Origin of the sequence: Kribbella sp. NPDC023972, assembly GCF_040639075.1 — a bacterium.
Classification (GTDB): Bacteria; Actinomycetota; Actinomycetes; order Propionibacteriales; family Kribbellaceae; genus Kribbella.
Window position 1 is genome coordinate 125,233 of the sequence record NZ_JBEZZH010000009.1, and the last position, 22,908, is coordinate 148,140.

Sequence of the window (22,908 nt, forward strand, 5' to 3'; positions counted from 1 at the left end):
TTCCGAGGGGTGGGCGGACGCCCCTGAGGCTGACTGCCACAGGGATACCTGTGCCTTCGTGAAGGTAACCCACAAAAGGCCGCCAGGTGATCTCCGCGTGTCGCCAGCCGGTTACGGAGCGGAGACGACCCGGCGTACCGACTGGCTTTCGGCTGCGATGGAGCCGTCCTTGAACGCCTCGTCCAGCGTGCCTTCGACCCGGCGAGTCAGCGTGAGGTCGATCTGGCACGTCGACGACGAACCAGCCGGAGTCACCGTGGTGGCGGCCGGCTTGATCGACCCTCGGGCGATCGTGGCCGAGGTCCGGCCCGGTTCCAGCTGGAGGCTGCCGGGCTGGATGCACTCACCCGCCCAGGTGAGGATCGACGGCTGCTGCGACGGCCCGCTGTCGAACCGCACCGCGATCGCCGTACGCCGGGAGTACGTCGTACCGGCCGCAGGAGCAACGAGGCGAACGCGCTCCGGCAGTACGACGGTCGACCTCGGAGCCGACTCGTTGTCGCCGTCCCGCTCGAGGCTGAAGGTGATCTCGGTGCCGGCCTTCGCCGCGTCGAGGCGGTTGCTGTAGCGCGTCACGCCGGCGGCTCGGTGATGGTCGAGCCTGGTGGTCTGGCCGCCGCCTGATGCGGTGATCCGGTCGTCCGCGCCGAGCTCGACGAAGGTCAGGGTGCCGACTCGCAGTGAGGCGTTGACGTCGGCCTGGTCGGCGTTCTCGGGGAGCGTCACGAGCAGGTTGGCGGTGATCCCGCTGGTCCGGACGTCCTTGGACTCGACCGTCGAGCAACCGGTCAGGATGAGTACAACGGCCAGGGCAGCGATGCGCTTCACGGGTACGGAAGCTAACACCGCAAGGGATCAGACCTACTCGTACTGCAGCGCCTCGAGGGGGTTCAGCCTGGCCGCGCGGCGGGCCGGCCAGATCGCGGCGAAGATGCCGACCACCACCGAGACCACGGCGAAGATGGCCAGTTGGCCGGTCGGTACGGCGAAACTGATCTCATCCAGCCGGGCGGCCAAGAGCAGGGCCAGACCGAGACCGAGCAGGATCCCGATCACCGCACCGATCAGGGCGGTCATGACGCTCTCGTGCCGGATCATCCGCTTCACCTGCCTCCGGGTCAGCCCGATCGCGCGCAGCATGCCGAGTTCGCGGGTCCGCTCGAAGACGGTCAGCACCAGTGTGTTGACGATGCCGAACAAGCTCACCAGCACCGAGAGCGCGAGCAGCACGTACAGAACGTTCAGCAGCCCCTTGATGCCGTCGGACTGGGCTTTCTTGAACTGTTCGCGGGTCTGTGCCTTCGCGTTGGGGAATGAGGCCAGGGCCGCATCCAGCGCTGCCGTGTTCGCGGCGGTGACACCGCCCTGCAGGCTGACGAACGTGTACAGGTTCTGCGGTTGCGGGCTGGTCGCGTCGAACGCGGTGGTCGAGATCGTCACGTTGCCGAACGGTGAGCCACCCGGCGGCGGAGTGAAGATGCCGCGCACCGTGAGCGTCAGGGTCTTGCCGCCGACGGTCTGGATCGGGAAGGTCGATCCGAGCCGCAGATTGTGCTGCTCGGCGTACGCGTCGTCGACGACGGCGCCGTCGGCTCCAAGCTCGCCGAGCACAGCCTGGGAGCCGTTCTTCCAGTCGAAGCTGAGGACCGCCGGAGCCTGGGTGTCGACGCCGGTCATGAAGATGGCCTCGTCGAACGCCTGGGCCTGCCCACCACGCACGCTGGAGATCGCCTCCACACCGGGTACTGCCTCGACCGCCTGCGCCACGGCCGGGGGCAGCGGGCTGAAGTTGTTCTGGGCCGTGACGGCGTAGTCCCCGTTGAAGATCTTGTCGACCGCGTCCTCGAACGGCCTGATGATGCCGGCTCCGAGCGTGGCGACGAGGGTGACCAGGGCCAGCCCGATCATCAGGGCGGCGGCGGTCGATGCTGTCCGTTGCGGATCGCGTCGGCTGTTCTGGCCGCCGATGTGGGTCGCGGGCCGGTCCGCGAGTACGCCGGGGAAGTCGGCGGGCCACTCCGGCTCCCACGAGCTGACCCGGCGTCGTACCGCCATCAGCACCACGATCACCAGCAACACCGGGTTGAGCACCGCACCGAGCACGAATCCCGCAGTACGGCGCGCCTTCGTCCCCGGCCCCCAGACCCCGCGGCGCAGGAGCCAGTACGGGAGCGAGAAGAACGGCCAGGCCAGCACGGTGAGAACCAGTACCGACCACCGCGCCACCGGATCCGACAACGCGGCCAGGGGCCGCACCAGCCGTGACGAGAACAGGGCGATGCCGATGAAGATCAGCAGGACCCCAGCCCCGAGCGCGGAGAGCACGCTGGTGGTGCTGAGCCCGTCGACGAACAGCCCGACGACCACCAGCACGACGCCGGCGATGGCGAGCAGCGCCGCGCCGACCGGCCGGAAGCGGTTGAACCGGCCTGGCGGTAGCGCCGCACCCTCCCGGACAGCCGCGATCGGTGGCACCCGGGTGGCGCGCCAAGCCGGTCGCAGGCTGGCGAAGAGCGTCACCAGGACGCCGACCAGCAGGCCGACCACGATCGTGCGGGTCTGGAAGACCAGCCCGTTGTTGGGCAGCGTGAGTCCGACCGAGTCGAAGATCTTGAACAGACCGCTGGCGATGCCGAGGCCGAGGAACAGCCCGGCGACGGCGGCGACCAGTCCGGTCACCAGTGCTTCGAGCACCACCGAGCCGAGCACCTGGCGACGCGACGCACCGAGCGTGCGCAGGGTGGCGAACTCGCGGGTCCGCTGCGCGATCGTGATCGACAACGAGTTCGCGATCACGAACGATCCGACGAACAGAGCGATCCCGGCGAAGACCAGCAGGAAGGTCCGGAAGAAGTCGAGGAACTCGCTGGTGCCTTCGGCGTCCTGGACCGCTTGATCCTCGGCGCTACGGACCTGAGTGCCTTCCGGCAGCACCTTTCCGATCGCGTCGAGCAGTTGCTGGTCCCCGACACCGTCCTCCTTGGCGACCAGGACCTGGTCGAGCTTGCCCTCCTTGTCGAGCAGCCGTTGCGCGGTCGGCAGATCGAATCCGGCGAGCGTCGCACCGCCGATCGACGACACCTCGCCGAACTCGACCAGCCCGGAGATCCGCAGCTGCTGGATCGGCCCCCGGGCCTGGACGCCGATGGTCTGGCCGGTCGCGAAGCCCTTCTCACGCGCGGTCTGGGTGTCGATCACCACCTCGCCGGAGGCCGGCCAGGCGCCGTTCACCAGGGCCAGCGTGTTGAACTCCGGCCGGTCGGGATCCACGCTGAAGGCGAGGTTCGGTGCACCACCGAAGACCGCGGCCTTGCCGTCCCGCCCGATCAGCTGGGCCTCCCCGATGACGGCACCGCCGGCCGTACCGACCTCGGGCAGCGCCTGTACGGCGGCCAGCACGGATTGGTCGAACGACGGCGCCGTGGTGTCGAACTCCTCCGTCTGCTTGAACGGGGACTTGCCGGTGACCGCCGCGTCGGTGTTCTTGTAGTTCTCGCTGAAGATCGAGTCGAAGGCCGAGGAGATGGAGTCGGTGAGGACATAGGTGCCGGACACCAGCGCCACCCCGAGGACGACGCCGATCGCGGTCAGCGCAGTACGGAGCTTGCGACCGAGCAGGCCGCGGAGGGCGAACCGGATCATTGCAGGTCCAGCGTGTCGATGATCTGCAGGATCTCGTGCTGGCTGCTGCTGCCGGTCTCCTTCACGATCTCGCCGTCGGCCAGGTACAGCACCCGGTCGGCCATGGCGGCCGCGCGGGCGTCGTGCGTCACCATCACCGTGGTCTGGCCGTATTCGTCGACCGAACCACGCATCAGGTTCAGGATCTCGCCACTGGTCCTGGAGTCCAGGTTGCCGGTCGGTTCGTCGGCGAAGATCACCGTCGGCCGGGACACCAGCGCCCGGGCGATCGCGACCCGCTGCTGCTGGCCACCGGACAGCTCGGCGGGCCGGTGCGAGAGCCGGTCGGCGAGCCCGACCCGGTCGATCAGCTCGTCGAAGAAGGCATCGTCCGGCTTCACCCCGGCGATCGTCAGTGGCAGCAGCACGTTGTCGCGTGCGGTCAGCATCGGCAGCAGGTTGAAGAACTGGAAGATGAAGCCGATGTGCTTGCGGCGGAGCCGGGTCAGGTCGTTGTCACCGAGCGTGGTGATCTCGGTGTCGTCGATCCGCACCGAGCCGGACGTCGGCTTGTCCAGGCCGGCCAGGATGTGCATCAACGTCGACTTACCCGAGCCCGACGGCCCCATCACCGCGGTCAGCTCGCCTGGCGCGATCCGCACACTGACGCCCCGCAGCGCGCGGACGGCCGTGTCCCCTTCGCCATAAACCCGTACTACGTCGTCCGCTTGAACTACGGACGTCATCAAGGTCCCCTCCATTGCCGATCGCCCCTCCCGGCTGATCAGCGGCCAACCCCCAAGGCAGACCGGTCAACAACTTCCACCGAGTCTGCGCGCGTTCGGGCGATACCGATAGGGGATTTATCCCTGGCTTCCCCCTGACCGGGTCAGATCCAGCCCCGGCGGGCAGCGTGGAAGCCCAACTGGAGCCGCGTGTCCGCGGCGACCATGTCCATCAGGGCCCGGACTCGGCGCTGGACCGTGCGCGTCGAGAGGTTAAGTTGGTTGGCGACGGCCTGGTCGGTGAGGCCGGCCAGCAGCAGGCCGAGGAGGCGAGCATGCCGCTGCTGTGCACGATCAGCCCCCGATACCCCCCGGAGCCGGACCTGAGCGGTCGGCAATGACAAAGGCGCCGGCTCGTTGACCATACCGGCCGCCGGCACCGCCGAGCTCCCGGTGACGATCGATCCGTCCGCCTCCCTGGACTACGGCCTGTACGGCGCGGTCAGCGCACGTGTGTTGCTACCGGCAACGATGGTCGCACGGTCGTGACGCCGTTCGGCTCCTACCTCGAGCCGCAGTACGTCGACGTGACCTTCAAGTTAATCGACCGGAACGGGCAGCCGGCCTCGTCGACTACCGCGCTGGACGTGTTCGATACCGACAGCATCGCCGCGCAGCGAACGACCGCGCACCCCGTGTGCCGCCTTTCCTATCACCGTCACCGTCGACTCCGGCCACTGGCACACGCCAGGCCGCCTCACCGCCGCCAAAGCCTGGACCTCACCAGACGACCGCACCACCTGGACCCAGATCCAAGTCCTCAACCTAGACACCAAAGCAATCGCCCTGGCCAAATTCGCGGCAAAACGCTCGAGGTCGGTGAGAAGACTTCGAGCGCTCTGGTGGAGGCAAAAGATTGTGGCGCCGGACCGGGAAGCGCCTCACGGCGCGTGGCCGCTCGTAGCGGCTTATTTTGGGACCCGGGGCTTGCACCGGCCCGACACCTCGAACAGTGTAACGGCTGGCAAAACCCCTTGTCCTGTGGAGATCTCGGGCTTCAAGACGCCATAGCATCCGAACCGGAACTCTGCAACTACCAGAGCTGCCCGGCGCGTTCGGTCCGGGCCGCGGTCTGCAGCTGATCGGCCATCTCGACCAGTTTCGACGCCGACAGCACCTGGGCGTGCCCCTCCTCGGCCAGGTGCGCGCGGCCGGTGGCGACGATCCGCGCGAAGGCGGCCGCCCGGTCCAGCGTGGTGGCGAAGTCGCCGGTCGCGACACCCCGCAGTACGGCGTCGACCATGTCGCGGACCTCGGTCGGTCCGGGTGGTTCGGCGACCCCCGCGACCACCGCGTGCACCTCGGCGTACTTGCGTCCGGTCGCGAACTCGCGGGAGACCTCCTCCGAGTTCGAGTGCACCCATGACCGCAGCAGGTACAGCCGCCAGAGTGAGCCCGGGAGCGAGTCGGCCGGTGCGTCGGACCAGAGCTCGGCGAGCTCGTCGAGGCCGTAGTCGTCGGCCAGTTTCACCACCCGAGCGTGCACCTCGGTGTCCTCCGAGGAGCGGACACCGCGGACCAGCAGCTCGGCGGTCCGGTGCGCGACCTCGGTGACGGCGGCCGGGTCGGCGGCACCGGGCAGCGACTCGAACAGCTTGTTGCCGGGCAGGATCGGACGGCGCGGGTTGGGGCTGGTCACGCGCTCAATGGTGCCTGACGCGGCCAGCCCTCGCATGCCGACCCGGCGCCGCCCGGCCCTCCCGAGCCGCCCAGCCCTCCCGAGCCGCCCAGCCCTCCCGAGCCGCCCAGCCCTCCCGAGCCGCCCAGCCCTCCCGAGCCGCCCAGCCCTCCCGAGCCGGCCCGGCCCTCCCGAGCCGCCCGGCTGGCCCGAGGCGCCGGGGTGTGGCCGCTGCGGTCAGTACGCTGAGGGGTATGGCAGGTGTTGGTGGTGGGCGTGGACGACTGGCCAAGAATCTGGTCAAGTACGGCGTGCGGTACGGGCCGCTCGCCGTGGAGGCGATCAAGCACGGCCGTGAACCCGCTCAGCAGGCGGTGCAGGCGGCAGTCGCGAAACGGACCGCCCGGAAGAAGGCGGTCGAGCATGCGCTGACGGTTCGCGAGGGGTCTTTGCTCAAGGTCATCCGGGACGGTCAGGCGGTCTTCTTCGTCTTCAGTGGTGACGCGATCGTCACGACGTACCCGCCGGTGCCGCCGAACACCTATCCGGAGCTGCTCCGGCACGCCGACCTGGACAAGCGCGAGCCTGCTGTCGTGCTGGCCGCCCGCAAGCCGAAGATCGGCCCTCGGCTGCCGAAGATGCGCCGGCGCTGAAAGGTTGACGCGGGCGTAACATCCCGGACCCGGCCGGGCAACAGGGCTGACGGACAGTGGGAGGACGTTTCCACGAGGGAGGGCGTCCGCATGCTCTGGAAGATCAGGACCGAACTCGCCGACCGGCCCGGTGCGCTGGCCGAACTCGCTGCACGGTGTGGTGCGGACGACATCAACATCTTGAGCCTGGAAGTGTTCACCGCCGAGACCGGCGCCATCGACGAGCTGGTGGTCTCCACCGGGGTCGGCTGGACCGCGGCCGATCTGACCGCGTTGGTCGCCGCGGCGGGGTGTGTCCGTACGACGGTTCGTCCGTGCCAGGCCGACGTACTGAGTGACGCGCCGACCCGCTACCTGCGTGCCGTACTGCGGCTGATCGACGACCCGGTGTCCGTGGACGAGGAGCTGGGCAACCTGCAGGGGTTCGACGAGTACACCCCGGCCGAGTGGGCGCGGGCCGACGTACTCGTGGAGATCGCCGGCCGGCTGGCCGAGCGCCTTCACGGGACTGTGGTGGAAGGGCCGCGCCCGGGCAGCGGCGTACCGGAGCTGCGGAAGGCGACGGTCGAAGACGCCGAGGCTGTCGTCGCCATGCACGAGCGGTGCTCGTACGAGAGTCGAACCCGGCGCTATCACGTGCCGATGCCGAAGCTGACCACTCGGACCGCGCGGCACCTGGCCGCACCGGCCGGCGGGATCTCGATCGTGGCGTCCGTCGGTGACGCCGTCATCGGGATGGCCACGGCAGCGCCCTGGGAGGAGTTCGGCAGTACGACGATGGAGGTCGCCGTACTGGTCGAGGACGGGTGGCAGGGACAGGGCCTGGGGTCGCGGTTGCTGCGCCGGCTGATCGGCGAGGCGCGCGGGCTCGGCGCCGACCGGGCGGTCTGCGTGGTCCAGCCGGAGAACATCGCGATGCTGCGCACGATCGAGGGCCTGCGGATGCGGACCCGGGTGGTCCAGGACGGCGACAACCTGACGGTCACCGTCGCCCTGTCCGACCAGAGCCTGTCGCATGCGGTGGATCGGCCGCCGGTGCAATATCGTCAGTCTCGTGCCACCCCTTCCCATCGGTCGCAACCCGCACGGGCTGCTGGTCAACATGCCCGCGAGCACGCGCTCGCCGCTCTTCCAGCTGTTCCTGCGGTTCCTGGTCGCGCTGGGACTGCTGACGACGATGGTGCTGATCGTGGTGGTCGACCGTGACGGGTACACGGACAACTACGACGGCAGCGTCGGCCTGATCGACGCGATCTACTACGCGACCGTTACCCTGACGACCACCGGGTACGGCGACATCACGCCGGTGACACCGACGGCGCGGCTGGTCAACGCCTTCATCGTCACCCCACTGAGGATCTCGTTCCTGGTGGTGCTGGTCGGCACGACGCTGGAAGTCTTGGCAACCGAAGGTCGTCGCATCATGCGCGACACGCGATGGAGGAAGCGCATGAAGGACCACACTGTCGTCGTCGGCTACGGCACCAAGGGCCGGTCGGCCGTGCAAACGCTGATCAGCAACGGGGTGAAGCGCGAGAAGATCGTGGTGATCGACCCGCGCGCGCAGGCGATCGGTGACGCGGGCAACGATCAGATGGCCGCCTTCCACGGCGACGCGACGAATCGGACGGTGCTGCGCCGGGCCGAGGTGATGACGGCCCGCGAGGTGATCGTCACCACCGATCGCGACGACGCGGCGGTGCTCGTCACGCTGGCGATCCGGCAGCTGAACGCGGACGCGCACATCGTGGTCGCGGTCCGCGAGGAGGACAACGTCCCGCTGCTGCGGCAGAGCGGCGCCGACGCGGTCGTCACGTCATCGGAGGCGGTCGGCCGGCTGCTCGGCCTGTCGGCGGTCAGCCCGAACCTGGGCGAGGTGATGGAGGACCTGCTCACGTACGGCGAGGGCCTCGAGGTGGCCGAACGACCCGTCCTCGGCCGCGAGGTCGGCAAGCCGCCCTCGGCGGTGGCGGACCGTGTCGTCTCGGTCGTCCGCGACGGCAGAGTGCACCGGTACTACGACTCCAGCGTCTCGGTCCTTGCCGCGGGCGACAAACTCATCGTGGTCCGCCCGGCCAAGGAGACGCCCTGGGCCGAACGTCCGGGCGCCGACGACGAGGAGGAGTGAACTCTTCCACCGCCGGGCCTCGAGTGCTTACCTCGGAACAGGCGGGGACGGATCCCGCCGGAGGGGTGAGGGGTTATGTGGTGGAAGAAGCCGGCCGGCATCGCCGCTGTCGCGCTGATGGTGTGTTCGGGAACGACTGCGGCGCAAAGCCAGGCGATCTCGCCGGGTAACGAGTGGACCGCGCCGTGCGGGCCGGAGGAAGCCGGTGCCTCGGCGCGCGGTGGACCGCTGCGGGAGCCGGACCTCGGGGAGGTGCATCAGGATCTGCCGGCCTCGGCCAAGGGGAAGGCGGGGCCTGGGTTCAAGACGACCGTACCGGTGTACTTCCATGTGGTCACCGACGGAGCGATCGGTTCGGTGACGGAAGCCCAGATCAGCGCACAGATCAGCGTGCTCAACAACACGTTCGCCGGCGGTGAGGGCGGGGACCGGACCGGCTTCAGTTTCCGGCTCGCGGGAGTGACCCGGACCGACAACGCGGCCTGGTTCTACGCGAACCCCGGTGGCACGAACGAGCACAGCATGAAGCAGGCGCTGCACACCGGGGGACCGGGAGCGCTGAACTACTACTCGACCACTGCGGGCGCCTACCTCGGCTGGGCGTACCTGCCCGACATCGTGACGAAGCCCGGACAGGCCTATCTCGACGGTGTGGTCGTCGACTGGGAGTCCATGCCGGGTACGTCGACCACGTACGCCGGCCGCTACGACCAGGGCGAGACGGGCACGCACGAGGTCGGTCACTGGCTCAACCTGGAACACACCTTCTACGGCGGCTGCAGCCCTCACGGCGACTACGTCGACGACACCCCCGCGCAGAAGACCGCGACGAGCGGCTGCCCCGAAGGCAAGGACACCTGCAAGGCACCCGGCCTGGACCCGATCCACAACTACATGGACTACTCCTACGACTCCTGCTACACCGAGTTCACCCCCGGCCAGTCCCAACGCATGGCCGACGCGTGGCTCCTCTACCGGGGCTAAGGACAGTACGGCGGCAGGCGGCAGCGCCCGTGACCAGATCGGGGCTGCCGCCGACCGGCAACCTCACCGCACCGGACCCGCGACTGAAGCCACCGTGCGGTCAGTTCATCGAGTGTGAGGACTTTGCCGCTGGCAAGGGCTTTCGGACGACACACTCGCCGCACTCGATGTTCCGCCTCCGGGCAACCCGCGAGTGAAGCCTCCGTGGCGCGAACCTGCTCACGCGGTCCGGCGGTGGTACGTCCATCGGGCGGCGATGGGTGTAGTGATCAAGCACGCTTGATGAGCGCGACGGATCCGGCTGAGCAGAGTCTGCTCGTTCTCCATGTCCAATGACGTCACCCGGACGATCGTCAATCCGCTGCGTTCGAGACCCTCCTCGCGATGATTGTCCGCGGTGTGTTGCCCGAGATCCCGGTGGTAGGCGCCGTCGTACTCGAGACCGAGACCGGCCATCGGTTCCAGCAGGTCGACGATGCCGAGGAAGGTTCCGTCGGCGTCGAACACCGGTACGTTCACCTCGAGCGGAGGCAGGCCCGCCTGCCGGCACAGCATCCTGAGCCTCGATTCCGGTGGAGAGGCGGCCATCCTGTTCAGTAGCGGCAGCGCCTCGCGGAGCCGCCGGATGCCTCGGCGGCCTGGATGACTGATGGCGTACGCCGAGATCGCGCTGGAATCGGTGAGTCCGGCATGAAGCATGCAGTCGCCGGCGACGACGGACTCGGTCAGGTTTGGCGCCAGTCGGAGCAGGTCGTACGCCGTCCGGGTGCCCGTCGTGCAGCTGACACCGTGGCACTCGACCACATCGTCCGGTTGCAGAGTCGCCCGTAGCGTCGTGATGCCCACCCGGTTCACCACAGTTTCGGGCGGGACCACGAGGAGTACAGGTTCGCCGACCCGCACATCCCCCCGAATCGTGCGTCCCCAGCCGCCGTCTAGGTAGGCCACGCCTTGCAGGTACGCCGAAGCCCAGCCACCGACCACATCGCCAGACGGCATGACAGCAACCGCATCCAGGATGCGCTGCCTGACCAAGTCGTTGACCTGCGCCGATCGGTGGTAGCCGAAATGCGGCGAAACCCAGGGCGCAGATTCCAACTGTGCCCGGGTAACCCCAGCGGCGAGCAGATCCTTCCGTCGTTTGGCCATCGGCCACCTAGAGACATGCCCCATCCCCTGACCTTGCCTCATATCACCGACCCCATGCTGATCCCTGTCCACAGCCCTCCCGCGACTGAAGCCACCGTGCTCCATATATCCGTCCACCGAAGCCAGCGTGCTCCCCGTACCCGTCCACCGAAGCCAGCGTGCTCCACCTATCCGCCCACCGAAGCCACCGTGCCGCATCCCGCCAGCAGGGTGGTCGACCGTACTGCGACGTCCGAAAAGCCGTCGACTGTGGGGAGTGTGCCGGATGCAAAGGTTTTCCAACGGCCGACTCCTCACAGTCGATGCTCTCGGGTGTTGACGGGTGCCGGGGGGCGCTTTATCGTCTGGGCTGTAAACGATTACAAGAACGATTACAGGAGGCGGGCGTGAGCCGTCCGACGATCGCTGGAGTGGCCCGGGCAGCCGGGGTCTCGGTGGCGTCGGTGTCGCGTGTGCTGAACGGTCTGCCGGCCACCGAGGAGATGGTCGAGCGGGTGCAGCGGGCGGTCGAGGAACTCGGGTACGTGCCGGACGCGCGGGCCCGGTCGCTCAAGGTCGGGCGCACGTTCCAGCTCACGCTGGCCGTCGCGGATGTCGGCAACCCGGTGTACGTGACGATGATGCGGGCGGTCGAGGAAGTGGTCTCGGCGGCCGGCTATCGCCTGGTGGTGACGACGACCGGGCCGGACGTGGTGGACGAGGTCGCGCTGGTTCGGGGGATGGCGCGAGGGTACGCCGACGGCCTGGTGATCAGCCCGCTTCGCGTCGACGAGGACTTGATCAAGTCGATCCGCGAGTGCGAGGTCCCGGTCGTCGTCGCCGGTAACGTCCCGGCCAAAGCCGGCGTCGACACGGTCCGCGCGAACTCGCCCAAAGGCATCATGCTCGCCGTCGACCACCTGGTCGCCCGAGGCCGCCGCCGGATCGCCTTCCTGAACGGCCCGGCCGACACCGTGCCCGGCGCAGCCCGTGCCAAAGGTTTCGCCGACGCCCTGAAGGCACACGACCTGCAACCGGTCGCGGCCGCCGAGGCAACCGACTTCACCTTCGCCGCCGGCCGAGCCGCAGCCCCCGACCTGCTGGGCGAACAACACCTGGACGCGGTGATGTGCGCGAATGATCTGCTCGCGGTCGGCGTGATGCACGAGCTGGCCGCCCGCGGGCTCACGGTGCCGGGGGACGTCGCTGTGGTGGGGATGGATGACAGTGAGTTGGCTGAGCAGAGTTTTCCGCCGTTGACGAGTGTGAATCTGGGCTCGGCGGAGCGGGGGCGGCGGGCGGCGGAGTTGCTGTTGGCAAGGATCGAGGACAGCGGCCGGGCGCCGCGGCGAATCGTCGTACAGCCGTCCCTCAGTGTGCGGAAGTCCACGCCATGACCGTATTGAATGCCGCGCTGCCGCGCGGCGGGTCATGGGGCTTTGACTCCCGCCCTTCCCTCGTCGCTCCAGTCGTTTCGCTCCCTCCGCTCCTCAGTCCAGGCCGGGAGGCCCCATGACCGCGACCGTCGCGGCGCCGCCGGAAACCCCGGTCAAGCACACCGGTCGGCCCAAGCAGAACCGGGAGGCGATCTTCCTCTTCCTGCCTGCGCTGCTGCCCGTCCTGCTGCTCTCCGTCTACCCACTGGTCCGGGGGATCGCGCTCGGCTTCACCGACGCCCGCGCCGGCCTGAACGTTGATACCAACTTCATCGGGTTCGGCAATTTCGAGAAGCTGCTGCAGAACGACCTGTTCTGGTCGTCGTTCCGGATCGGCGTGATCTGGACCCTGTCGGTGACGATCCTGCAGTTCGTCGCCGCCCTCGGCCTGGCGCTGCTGCTGAACACGAACATCAGGTTCCGCGGCGTGGCCCGGACGCTGGCGCTGATCCCGTGGGCGATGCCGCCGGTGGTGGTCGCGATCATGTGGCGGCTGCTGCTGCACCCGACCAACGGCCCGGTCAACGAGGTGCTGCGGACGCTGAACCTGACCGACCAGCCGATCAACTTCCTCGGCGACTTCAGTACGGCGTTGCCGGCGGTGATCGTGGTCGGTATCTGGGTCGGCATGCCGATGACCACGGTGACCCTGCTGGCCGGTCTGCAGGGGATCGACCGGTCGCTGTACGAGGCGGCCGCGGTGGACGGCGCGGGTGCGTGGAGCCAGTTCTGGAACATCACGCTGCCGCAGCTGAAGACCGTGATCGTGGCGATCACCAGCCTGGACATGATCTGGAACTTCAACTCGTTCGGCCTGGTCTACGTGCTCACCGCCGGCGGCCCGGGCGGCAAGACGATGCTGCCGATGCTGTTCGCCTACAACGAGGCGTTCCGGTACGGGAACTTCGGCATGGCCGCCGCGATGGGTGACGTGATGGTCGTGATCATCATCGTGTTCCTCGGGTTCTACCTGCGGAACCGGTTGCGGAGCCAAGCATGAGAACACGTCCCGTCGCCCGCGTCCTGCAGTACGCCGCCGTCCTCGTCTACCTGATCTTCCTCGGCTTCCCACTGCTGTGGCTGATTTCCAGCTCGCTGAAGTCGCCGCAGGAGTTCGCCAGTATCACCCCGTCGCTGTTCCCGAAGGACATCGACTTCTCCAACTACACCGCCGCCCTCGAGGAACAAGGCCTGGTCAGGTCGATGGGCAACAGCCTGCAGATCTCGGTCGCGAGCACGATCCTGGTGCTGATCGTGTCGCTGCCGGTCGCGTACGCGCTGGCCCGGTTCCGCAGCCGCCTGCGGCCGGTCACCAACGGCTGGATCCTGGTCAGCCAGGTGTTCCCGGTGATCCTGATCGTGATCCCGCTGTTCATGATCCTGCGGCCGCTGCACCTGACCAACACGATCCCCGGTGTGGTGATCGTCTACATGGTCTGGTCGATGCCGTTCGCGTTGTGGATGCTGCAGGGGTACGTCGCCGCCGTACCGCGCGAGCTGGAGGAGGCGGCGTCGGTGGACGGGGCCGGGCGGCTGCGGACGATCGTGTCGATCGTCATGCCGTTGCTGCGACCCGGGCTGATCGCGACCGCGATGTTCACCTTCATCTCGGCGTGGAACGAGTTCTTCTTCGCTCTGGTCCTGCTGCAGGACCCGGAGCTCAAGACGCTGCCGCTGGTCCTGGCCCGCTTCGTCGGGGCCGAGGGCCAGGTCCAGTTCGGTCCACTCGCGGCCGCGTCCGTCCTGGCCACGGTGCCGAGCCTTGTCTTCTTCGCCTTCCTGCAACGAAGGCTTACGTCCGGCCTGCTGAGCGGCGCCGTCAAGGGCTAGCCCCATCCCCTGAGGAGAAACCATGAAGAAAGTAGTGACCGCCCTGCTGGCGGCCGGCGCCCTGGTGACGCTCGCGGCCTGCGGTGGCAACGACGACACCGGCTCCGGCGACTCCGGTTCGTCGAACGAGAAGGTGACGCTGAAGTTCCAGAGCCTCGCCTTCCAGAAGACCACCGTCGCCGCGACCAAGAAGATCGTCGCGGACTGGAACGCCGCCAACCCGAACATCCAGGTCGAGTACGTCCAGGGCAGCTGGGACTCGGTGCACGACCAGCTGGTCACCCAGTTCCAGGGCGGTACGGCGCCGGACATCATCCACGACGAGTCCGCCGACATCACCGGCTTCGCGAACCAGGGTTACCTGGCCGACCTGTCGCCGTACCTGAGCCAGGAGACGAAGGACGCCGTACCGCAAGGCGTCTGGGACACGGTGTCCAGCGACGGCAAGGTGTGGGCGGCGCCGACGCTGCTGCAGTCGTACGTCGTGTTCGGCAACTCCGCGTTGCTCAAGCAGGCGGGGATCACCACGACCGGTGACTCGCTGAGCTGGGACCAGTTGCAGGCGGACGCCCAGAAGCTGACCGCCGGTGGCAAGTACGGTCTCGGCTGGGGTCTGAAGAGCCCGACCGCGACCGTGCTGAACCTGGGCATGAACTTCGACGCGCAGTTCTTCGAGGGGTCCGGGCGGGACGCGAAGGCGAAGATCGGCGATGCCGAGCTCGAGGTGCCGAAGCGGATCCACGCGATGGCCTACACGGACAAGTCGATCGAGCCGACCTCGCTGACCCAGAGCGGCTCCGACGTGCTGCCCGGCTTCTTCGCCGGCAAGTACGCGATGGTGGTCGGTGGCAACTATGCCGCCCAGCAGATGGTGGAGCAGGCGCCGAAGGGCTTCCAGTGGGAGGTGCTGCCGCCGCTGAAGGGCACCAGCACCAAGCAGGCGGCGAACCCGCAGACGCTGTCGGTCCCGGCCGAGGGCAAGCACATCGAGCAGGCCGCCAAGTTCATCGACTACTTCATGAAGGCCGAGAACCTGGCCGCCGTCGGTCAGGGCGACTGGCTGATCCCGACCACCCAGGCGGCCCGGGACGCGATCCTGAAGTCGACCGGCGGCAAGAACGGCTGGCAGCAGACGCTGGCCAGCGGCAACGAGCTGACCAAGGCGCCGTTCCAGAGTGTGGAGAACTACCCGAAGTGGAAGGACCAGATCGCCACGCCGGCACTGCAGGAGTTCCTGGCGAACAAGACCGATCTGGCCACGCTGGGCAAGAAACTGAGTGACGGATGGGGCCAGGTCAACAGCTGATGTCCCTGCTGGAGGAGAAGGCAACTGGCGCCCTCGTCGGCTCCGCGGTCGGTGACGCGATCGGTGGTGCCGTCGAGGGCTGGACCCCGGAGGCGATCCGGGAGCGGCACGGCGGCTGGGTGACCGGCATCGTCGGTCCCTGGTACGACGACTGGCGCACCGCCCGGCCGATCGCGCCGTACCACAAGGGTGACGGGCACATCACCGACGACACGTTGATGACGCACGCGCTGGTCGAGGTGTACGACGAGCGCCGTACCCACCTGGATGCGTACGCGATCGCGGAGCTGCTGGTGCCGAAGATGCTGAGCGGGCGCCGGTGGGTGCCCGAGCTGGAGACCGACGCGCTGCTGCTGCACCGGGTGTTCCTGGCCGAGAAGTGGCTGGTCCACCGGCTGCACTACGGGCACGTCGATCCGCGGGAGGCCGGCGTCGGCAACATCGTCAACTGCGGTGCGGCGATGTACATGGCACCGGTCGGGATCGCCAACGCAGGCGATCCGGACGGCGCCTACGCGGAGGCGATCGACGTCGCGGGCGCGCACCAGTCGAGCTACGGGCGGGAGGCGGCCGGCGTGTTCGCGGCCGCCGTCGCCGCTGCGATGGTTCCAGACGCCACCGCCGCGTCGGCGGTGGACGCCGCGCTGAAGCTGGCCAGGGACGGCACTCGGAGGGCCGTCGAGGCAGTGGCCGACGCGGCCGACGGGATCATCGACTGGGAGCAGGCGATTCCGCTGCTGCGGCGGGCGATCGAGCCCTTCGACACGGTCGGCCCGGACTACCGGGACCAGTCGCTCGACGCGCGCCGGCCGAGCCGGACCAAGTCGATCGAGGAGCTCCCAATCGCGCTCGGGTTCGTCCTGGTGTCCGGTGGCGACGTACGACGTGCCGTCCTCGGCGGCACGAACTATGGCCGGGACGCGGACTCGATCGCGTCGATGGCCGGTGCGATCACCGGTGCGCTCAGCGGCCTGGCCGGTGTACCGGCGGACTGGGCGGCGGACATCGCCGCGGCGAGCAAGACCGACCTCGAGCGGCCCGGTCAGGTGATGGCTTCCGTGGCCGAGGACATCCGCGCGGCCGACGCCGAGCGATGGGCTCGCCGTACAGCCGCGTTGGACGCACTGGTCTGAGTGTCACGACCTGCCAGAGACGCGTTTCGCCTGCTGCAACAAGGGAAGAAAGGACCCGGATGAGACTGACCTGGGTGCAGCCGGAGGATCTGCTGCCACATCAACTGATCCAGTCCCTCGCCGAAGGTGCCGACGTCGCCGATGTCGAGGAGCGCTGGCTCGCGGCCGGTGGTACGACGGAGGCGCCGGCCTCGGGCGCTTCGGATCAGCCCGCGTCGCCGGAGCTGCGTTCGCTCGCCCGCGAGCTGATGGACGAGCTGGACCGGCGGTCGCCCGGCTGGCTGGAACCGGCCGTCCCTGAGGTCCCGGTCCTCGGTGCGGGCGACGACAAACGGGTGCTCAACGCGTGGCTCGGCCGTGCTGCCGGGAACCTGCTCGGCAAGCCGGTGGAGAAGATCCCGCGTGAGGGCATCCGGCAGATTCTGCAGAGCTCGGGCCAGTGGCCGCTCAAGCAGTACATCACCGCCGTCGGCGTACCGGACGAGCTGCAGGAGCTCTGGCCGTGGAACCGGCGGTCGAAACCGACCAGCCTGCGCGAGAACATCGACGGGATGCCCGAGGACGACGATCTCAACTTCGCCATCCTGGCTCTGCAGCTGCTGGAGCGGCACGGCGCGGCGCTGACCACGGACGACGTCGCACAGGCCTGGCTGAACGACCTGCCCGCCGGCCGCGTGTTCACCGCCGAGCGCGTTGCCTATCGCAACCTTCTCCAAGGGGTCGAGCCTGGGCGAGCCGCCGTGGTCGGCAACCCGTTCCGCGAGTGGATCGGCGCGCAGATCAGGACGGACGCCTACGGCTGGGCGCACCCGGGCGACCGGACGGCAGCCGCTCGGCTGGCGCTGGTCGATGCACGACTCAGCCACACCGGCGCTGGGGTGGACGGCGCCCTCTGGGTCGCTGCGATGTCAGCGTCCGCGATGGTGCTGGACGACCCACGAGAGGTGGCCGTCGCCGGGCTCGACGTGATCGCCGCGAATGGCGCAATCGCACAAGCGGTCCGCTTCGGCTTGGCCCTGGCGGATACCGAGCTGGACGAGGCCCTCGACGCTCTGCATGGCGAGTACGGCGACCTGCACTGGGTGCACGCGGTGAACAACACCGCACTGACGGCGTACGCGTTGACCGCGTCCAGCTTCACCGATGCGATCGGTCGCGCGGTGATGGGCGGGTGGGACACCGACTCGGTCGGCGCCACCGTCGGTGCGGTGTTTGGCGCCGTCCGCGGGGTTCCGGCAGAGTGGTCCACACCACTGGACAACCGGGTGGCCACGAGCCTGCCGGGAATGAACCAGATCGCGATCGACGAGCTGGCTGCGAGGACTGTGGAGGTGTCGCGGGGTGGAGCCTGACGTGGTCCAGGATGTGGTCCCGGACGTGGTCGTTGTAGGTAGTGCGAACGTGGATCTGGTGCTCCCGGTCCAGCGGATCCCACGCCCTGGCGAGACGGTCCTGGCGGGAGTGATGACTCGCGGACCCGGCGGCAAGGGTGCGAACCAGGCGGTCGCGTCCGCCCGTGCGGGCGCACGAACTGCAATCGTTGCCTCACTCGGCGTGGACGACGCGGGCGATCTGCTCCGCGACGCGCTGGCCGGCGCCGGTGTCGACCTGTCCCTGGTCTCGTCCTCGGCCGGCACCCCGACCGGTACGGCGATCATCACGGTCGACGACTCGGGGGAGAACGCAATCGTGGTCGCACCGGGTGCGAACGGCGAGCTGAGCCTGTCCGAGGTGGCGAGCCGGGCCGTGGCCAGGGCGAAAATCGTCCTTTCCCAACTGGAGATCCCGTTCGCGACCGTGCAGGAGGCGGCCGCGACGAGCTCGTACTTCATCCTCAACGCTGCTCCGGCGGCCGAGCTGCCCGACGAGTTGCTCGCCGGGGTCGACCTGCTGGTGGTGAACGAGTCCGAGGCCGAGCTGATCGCCGGCGCCGATCGGTCCGCGCTGCTCAAGCGGGTCCCGGCGGCCGTCGTCACGCTTGGCGCTGCCGGTGCGGTGGTCCTGACCCGGGAGGGTGACGAAATCTCCGTCCCCGGTGTGCCGGTCGACGTGGTCGACACCACGGCGGCGGGTGACACGTTCTGCGGGGTGCTGGCGGCAACCTTGGCTGCCGCATCAGCGAGCGGACCGGTTGCCGGCTCGATCACGGCAAGCGACCTGACGAATGCGGTCCGACGCGCTACCGTTGCTGCTTCATTGAGTGTTCAGGCCGCGGGGGCGATTCCCTCGGTGCCTCACGGGGATGCAATCGACGCGCGTTATGCGGAGGTGTACCTGTGAATCCGCTCGAGCCGCGGCCCATCGATCTGCCTGCCAAGGTGGACCTGGGGCTCCGGGCCGACCTGGCCTTCCTCGACGACGCCAAGATCCTCGGCGCGCCGGAGGACCCGGCCGACCTGCCGCGGTGGCGCGGCAAGCTCGCCGAGTGGTTGATCGGCGCCTACGACCGGACGCCGTACGACGGCTCGCACTACGAGGTCCCCGGCCGCGAGTGGACCCAGACGGCGTACTCGGTGGCGCTGGTCTGGCTCTGGGACGACCAGCTGTACGACGCCGAGACCGGGCAGTTCACGCCGGACAAGTTCGTCCAGCACGGGATCGACGACTTCGGCGGGTACGACGCCGTCGTACTCTGGCACGCCTACCCGGTGATCGGGATCGACTCGCGCAACCAGTTCGACTTCTACCGCGACGTACCCAGGCTGCGGGAGCTGGTCGACGACCTTCACCGGCTCGGGCTGAAGGTGTTCTTCGACTACAACCCGTGGGACGTCGGCACGCGCCGGGCCGCAGGCTCCGACGCCGAGGAGTTCGCCGCGCTGGTCACCGACTACGCCGTCGACGGTGTCTTCCTGGACACGCTGAAGGAGGGTGACCCGGCCTTCGCCCGCGCGCTGCTCAAGGCGAACCCGGCGATCGCCCTCGAGGGGGAGTCACGGTTGCCGATGGCAAGGATCGGGGACCACGCGCTGTCCTGGGCGCAGTGGTTCGCCGACACCAGGGCCCCCGGCGTCCTGCGCGCGCACCTGTTCGAGCGCCGGCACATGATGCACCACACCCGCCGCTGGAACCGCGACCACAGTGACGAGTTGCAGTCCGCCTGGGTGAACGGCGTCGGCATGCTGGTCTGGGAGTCGGTCTTCTCGTCCTGGGTCGGCTGGAACGCGCGCGACCGGGCGACCCTGCGCCGGATGGTCGCCGCCCAGCGGGCGTTCGCCCCGGTGCTGCTCAACGGCGACTGGATCCAGCTGACCCCGGAGGTCCCGGACAAGGCGAGGGACCACGGCATCTACGGTTCCCGCTGGGACCTGGCCGACATCACCTTCTGGACGCTGATCAACCGCGACGAGCAGGACTTCGAGGGCATCGTGCTGCGCTCCGAGGACCAGGTCGGTGACTGGTACGACGTGACGTCCGGCGTACCGATCACGGCCGACGACGAGGGGGTCCACCTGGTCGTGCCGGGGCGGGGTGTCACCGGGATCGTCCGGGTCGGCGCCACCGCCGGGCCCAACTGCCGGGCGACGGCTCGGCGGCTGGGCACTCTGCCACGGCCGCATGTCAAGGACTCGTCGTTCCCGGCCGCACCGGCCCAGCGGCTGCCGGTCCCGGCTGTCTCGGGTGAGGCTTCCATCGGCCCGGCGGTCGTCGTACCGGCGGGGGAGCACGCGTTGACGGTCCGGCACCGGCGGCGTGAGACCGGGCTGTACGACCAGGCGCCGTACGTGGAGGAGTGGAAGCCGCTGCCGCCACGGTTGCACGACATCCGGACCGTCCGGCGCGAGGTGACGCTCCCGGAGATCTCGGTCGCGGTGTCCGAGGTGACGAACGGTGAATTCGCCGAGTTCCTCCAGGCGACCGGCTACCGGCCGCGGATCGCGAACCGCTTCCTCCAGCACTGGGTCGACGGCGCACCCGTCGCCGGGACCGAGGACCAGCCGGTGACGTACGTCGACCTGCCGGACGCGCGGGCGTATGCGGCCTGGCGGGGCGGGCGGTTGCCGACCGAGGACGAGTGGCAGGTCGCCGCCGGGCTGGACGAGTTCACCCGCGCCGAGCCACTGGTGTGGAACCTGACCGAGAGTGAGCACCGGGACGGCCGCAGCCGGTTCTGCATACTCAAGGGTGGTTCGCACTACACGGCCGAGGGCTCCGACTGGTACGCCGACGGCGGGCCGAAGGAACCCGAGGTGAGCTTCAAGCTGGTATTGACCGGTGGTGGTCTCGATCGCTCCGAGACCATCGGTTTCAGGGTCGCGGGATGAGGGCTGCTCCACTTGACGGTGTGAAGGTGCTGGAGGCGGCGACGCTGTTCGCGGGGCCGCTGGCAGCGACGTTCCTGGCTGATTTCGGGGCCGACGTCACCAAGATCGAGCACCCGGCCCGACCGGACGCGGCCCGGACGCACGGTGCCTCGAAGGACGGCGTCGGGTTGTGGTTCAAGACGCTCGGCCGGAACAAGCGGCTGGCGACCCTCGACCTGTCCCGCGGTCGCGACGTCTTCCTCGAGTTGGTGCGGAACAACGACGTACTGATCGAGAACTTCCGGCCGGGGACGCTGGAGCGCTGGGGTCTCGGTCCCGACGTGCTGCTCGAGGCGAACCCGCGGCTGGTGATCGCGCGGGTGACCGCCTTCGGTCAGGTCGGGCCGTGGTCGCGCCGGCCCGGGTTCGGGTCGCTGGCGGAGGCGATGAGCGGGTTCGCCGCCGTCACGGGTGAACCGGACGGTCCGCCGACGCTGCCGCCGTTCGGGCTGGCCGACGGGATCACCGCCCTCGCGACCGCGTACGCCGTGATGGTCGCGCTGCATGAACGCGATCGGTCCGGTCAGGGCCAGGTGATCGACCTGGCGATCATCGAGCCGATCCTGATGATGCTCGGCGGCGGCATCACGGCGTACCAGCAGACCGGGTACGTCCAGCCGCGGCTGGGGAACCGCTCGTCGAACAACGCGCCGCGCAACGTCTACCGGACCGCGGACGGCCGGTGGGTCGCGGTGTCGACCAGCTCGCAGAGCATCGCCGAGCGGGTGGTGACGCTGGTGGGCCGGCCGGATCTGGTCGCCGAGCCCTGGTTCGCGACCGGGCGGGAGCGGGCACAACATGCGGACGAGCTGGACGAGGCGGTCGGCTCGTGGATCGCCGAACGGCCGCTGGACGAGGTGATGGCGGAGTTCGAGAAGGCGGAGGCCGCGGTCGGGCCGGTGCACGACATCCGCGGCATCATGACCGATCCGCAGTACGCCGCACTGCGGACGATCGTTGCCGTGGACGACGAGGAGCTCGGGGGACCGGTACAGATGCAGAACGTGTTGTTCCGGCTGTCGGAGTCGCCGGGGTCGATCCGGTGGGCCGGCCGGCCGCACGGTGCGAACACCGACGAGGTGCTCGCGGAGATCGGCGTGACGCCCGAGCAACTCGCGGCGTTGCGCGAAGCCGGCGTGGTCTGAGTGCTGACTGCCTTGTATGTTCCGGCGAACCGGCCGGACCGGTTTGCGAAGGCAGTTGCCGCAGGCCCCGATGTGGTGGTGTTCGACCTGGAGGACGCGGTTCCGGTCGGGGACAAGGCGGACGCGCGGGGCTGGGCGGTGGCATGGATCGCGGCCAACGCCGCGGGGCCGGTGGAGGTCCGGGTCAACGCGCCGGGTACGCCGTGGATCGAGGACGACCTGGCCGCTGTCGCCGCGGTCCCGCGGATCCGGATCCGGCTGCCGAAGGTGGAGAGTGCGGCCGACGTCCACGCCGTACTGGAACAGGTGCCATCGGCAAGGATCACCGCACTGATCGAGTCACCGCTGGGTCTGGAGAAGGCGTTCGAGATCGCGACGGCGGACCCTCGGGTGGTCGCGATCACGCTGGGCGAGGCGGACTTGCAGAGCTCACTCGGCGTCGATGGTCCGGACGGTCTGGCGTGGGCGAGGGGCCGGCTCGTGTCGGCGTCGCGCGCCGCCGGACTGGGTGCGCCGATGATGTCGGTGTACCCGCATGTGAACGACGAGGACGGCTTGCGCCGTACCTGTCTCGAAGGGCGGGCGCTCGGTTTCGTGGGCCGGACAGCGATCCATCCGCGACAGCTGGCCGCGATCGTCGAGAGCTTCACGCCGTCCGCCGTACAGGTGGCCGAGGCCGAGGCCCTGCTCGCGGCGGTCGAGAAGGCCGGGGTAGCCGACGGCGGCGTCATCGTGCTGCCTGACGGCCGGATGGCCGACCCGGCCATGGTCGGCCGCGCCCGCGAGGTCGCCACCCTGATGCGAGAGATAGAAGCCCGGCAGGGCTAAGGTCATAGA

At 68.9% G+C, this 22,908-nt stretch carries 21 protein-coding genes; 15 read left to right on the plus strand and 6 right to left on the minus strand.

What is annotated here, in order from left to right; genetic code table 11:
• Positions 1 to 111: 111 nt before the first annotated feature.
• From AB0F43_RS30140 to AB0F43_RS30155, 4 genes are all read right to left on the minus strand, one after another.
• Positions 112 to 828 (minus strand): hypothetical protein, encoded by a 717-nt coding sequence (locus AB0F43_RS30140; protein ID WP_360484283.1) that lies wholly within the window; start codon positions 826 to 828, stop codon positions 112 to 114.
• Positions 829 to 861: 33 nt separating this feature from the next.
• Positions 862 to 3,642, minus strand: coding sequence for an FtsX-like permease family protein (locus tag AB0F43_RS30145; RefSeq protein ID WP_360484286.1), 2,781 nt, complete (start codon positions 3,640 to 3,642; stop codon positions 862 to 864).
• Complete coding sequence (locus AB0F43_RS30150; RefSeq protein ID WP_360484289.1) at positions 3,639 to 4,367, minus strand: ABC transporter ATP-binding protein; 729 nt, start codon at positions 4,365 to 4,367, stop codon at positions 3,639 to 3,641. Before AB0F43_RS30150 ends, AB0F43_RS30145 begins: the two co-directional genes overlap by 4 nt.
• 143 nt (positions 4,368 to 4,510) lie before the next feature.
• Positions 4,511 to 4,750, minus strand: a complete 240-nt coding sequence (locus tag AB0F43_RS30155) for a LuxR C-terminal-related transcriptional regulator (RefSeq protein WP_360484295.1) — start codon at positions 4,748 to 4,750, stop codon at positions 4,511 to 4,513.
• Positions 4,751 to 4,763: 13 nt separating this feature from the next.
• Here AB0F43_RS30155 and AB0F43_RS30160 point away from each other — a divergent pair, with 13 nt between their 5' ends.
• Positions 4,764 to 4,895, plus strand: a complete 132-nt coding sequence (locus AB0F43_RS30160) for a hypothetical protein (RefSeq protein WP_360484298.1) — start codon at positions 4,764 to 4,766, stop codon at positions 4,893 to 4,895.
• Positions 4,896 to 5,439: 544 nt separating this feature from the next.
• Here the strand turns inward: AB0F43_RS30160 and AB0F43_RS30165 are convergent.
• Complete coding sequence (locus AB0F43_RS30165; protein WP_360484301.1) at positions 5,440 to 6,045, minus strand: hypothetical protein; 606 nt, start codon at positions 6,043 to 6,045, stop codon at positions 5,440 to 5,442.
• A gap of 233 nt (positions 6,046 to 6,278) precedes the next feature.
• Between AB0F43_RS30165 and AB0F43_RS30170 the strand changes: the two genes are divergently transcribed.
• The 4 genes from AB0F43_RS30170 to AB0F43_RS30185 all read left to right on the plus strand — a co-directional run bounded on the left by AB0F43_RS30170 (position 6,279) and on the right by AB0F43_RS30185 (position 9,789).
• A complete protein-coding gene (locus tag AB0F43_RS30170) occupies positions 6,279 to 6,677 on the plus strand; it encodes a hypothetical protein (RefSeq protein ID WP_360484304.1) in 399 nt (132 codons plus the stop codon).
• Positions 6,678 to 6,767: 90 nt separating this feature from the next.
• Positions 6,768 to 7,883 (plus strand): GNAT family N-acetyltransferase, encoded by a 1,116-nt coding sequence (locus AB0F43_RS30175; protein ID WP_360484307.1) that lies wholly within the window; start codon positions 6,768 to 6,770, stop codon positions 7,881 to 7,883.
• Entirely contained in the window at positions 7,855 to 8,805 is a 951-nt protein-coding gene (locus AB0F43_RS30180) for a potassium channel family protein (RefSeq protein ID WP_360484721.1), read from the plus strand. Before AB0F43_RS30175 ends, AB0F43_RS30180 begins: the two co-directional genes overlap by 29 nt.
• A 75-nt stretch (positions 8,806 to 8,880) precedes the next feature.
• Entirely contained in the window at positions 8,881 to 9,789 is a 909-nt protein-coding gene (locus AB0F43_RS30185; protein ID WP_360484309.1) for a zinc metalloprotease, read from the plus strand.
• 219 nt (positions 9,790 to 10,008) lie between these two features.
• Here the strand turns inward: AB0F43_RS30185 and AB0F43_RS30190 are convergent, their stop codons facing one another.
• The gene (locus tag AB0F43_RS30190; protein WP_360484311.1) at positions 10,009 to 10,938 is read right to left on the minus strand and encodes a hypothetical protein; all 930 of its coding nucleotides are present in this window, start codon (positions 10,936 to 10,938) and stop codon (positions 10,009 to 10,011) included.
• Between the two features lie 386 nt (positions 10,939 to 11,324).
• On the opposite strand from AB0F43_RS30190, the gene AB0F43_RS30195 reads away from it, so the two are divergent.
• From AB0F43_RS30195 to AB0F43_RS30240, 10 genes are all read left to right on the plus strand, one after another.
• On the plus strand, positions 11,325 to 12,314 hold the full coding sequence (locus AB0F43_RS30195; RefSeq protein ID WP_360484313.1) for a LacI family DNA-binding transcriptional regulator: 990 nt from the start codon (positions 11,325 to 11,327) through the stop codon (positions 12,312 to 12,314).
• Positions 12,315 to 12,429: 115 nt separating this feature from the next.
• Positions 12,430 to 13,353: a sugar ABC transporter permease gene (locus AB0F43_RS30200; RefSeq protein ID WP_360484316.1), complete on the plus strand. Its 924-nt coding sequence runs from the start codon at positions 12,430 to 12,432 to the stop codon at positions 13,351 to 13,353.
• Positions 13,350 to 14,183 (plus strand): carbohydrate ABC transporter permease, encoded by an 834-nt coding sequence (locus AB0F43_RS30205; RefSeq protein WP_360484319.1) that lies wholly within the window; start codon positions 13,350 to 13,352, stop codon positions 14,181 to 14,183. The genes AB0F43_RS30200 and AB0F43_RS30205 overlap by 4 nt, the downstream gene beginning before the upstream one ends.
• A gap of 22 nt (positions 14,184 to 14,205) precedes the next feature.
• On the plus strand, positions 14,206 to 15,489 hold the full coding sequence (locus AB0F43_RS30210) for a sugar ABC transporter substrate-binding protein (protein WP_360484322.1): 1,284 nt from the start codon (positions 14,206 to 14,208) through the stop codon (positions 15,487 to 15,489).
• A complete protein-coding gene (locus AB0F43_RS30215; protein WP_360484325.1) occupies positions 15,489 to 16,622 on the plus strand; it encodes an ADP-ribosylglycohydrolase family protein in 1,134 nt (377 codons plus the stop codon). Before AB0F43_RS30210 ends, AB0F43_RS30215 begins: the two co-directional genes overlap by 1 nt.
• A gap of 59 nt (positions 16,623 to 16,681) precedes the next feature.
• A complete protein-coding gene (locus tag AB0F43_RS30220; RefSeq protein WP_360484328.1) occupies positions 16,682 to 17,974 on the plus strand; it encodes an ADP-ribosylglycohydrolase family protein in 1,293 nt (430 codons plus the stop codon).
• Positions 17,964 to 18,902, plus strand: a complete 939-nt coding sequence (locus AB0F43_RS30225; RefSeq protein WP_360484331.1) for a ribokinase — start codon at positions 17,964 to 17,966, stop codon at positions 18,900 to 18,902. Before AB0F43_RS30220 ends, AB0F43_RS30225 begins: the two co-directional genes overlap by 11 nt.
• Positions 18,899 to 20,887, plus strand: a complete 1,989-nt coding sequence (locus tag AB0F43_RS30230) for an SUMF1/EgtB/PvdO family nonheme iron enzyme (RefSeq protein ID WP_360484334.1) — start codon at positions 18,899 to 18,901, stop codon at positions 20,885 to 20,887. Before AB0F43_RS30225 ends, AB0F43_RS30230 begins: the two co-directional genes overlap by 4 nt.
• Entirely contained in the window at positions 20,884 to 22,071 is a 1,188-nt protein-coding gene (locus AB0F43_RS30235; protein WP_360484337.1) for a CoA transferase, read from the plus strand. The genes AB0F43_RS30230 and AB0F43_RS30235 overlap by 4 nt, the downstream gene beginning before the upstream one ends.
• A complete protein-coding gene (locus tag AB0F43_RS30240; protein ID WP_360484340.1) occupies positions 22,072 to 22,899 on the plus strand; it encodes a CoA ester lyase in 828 nt (275 codons plus the stop codon).
• The last annotated feature ends 9 nt before the right edge of the window (positions 22,900 to 22,908 follow it).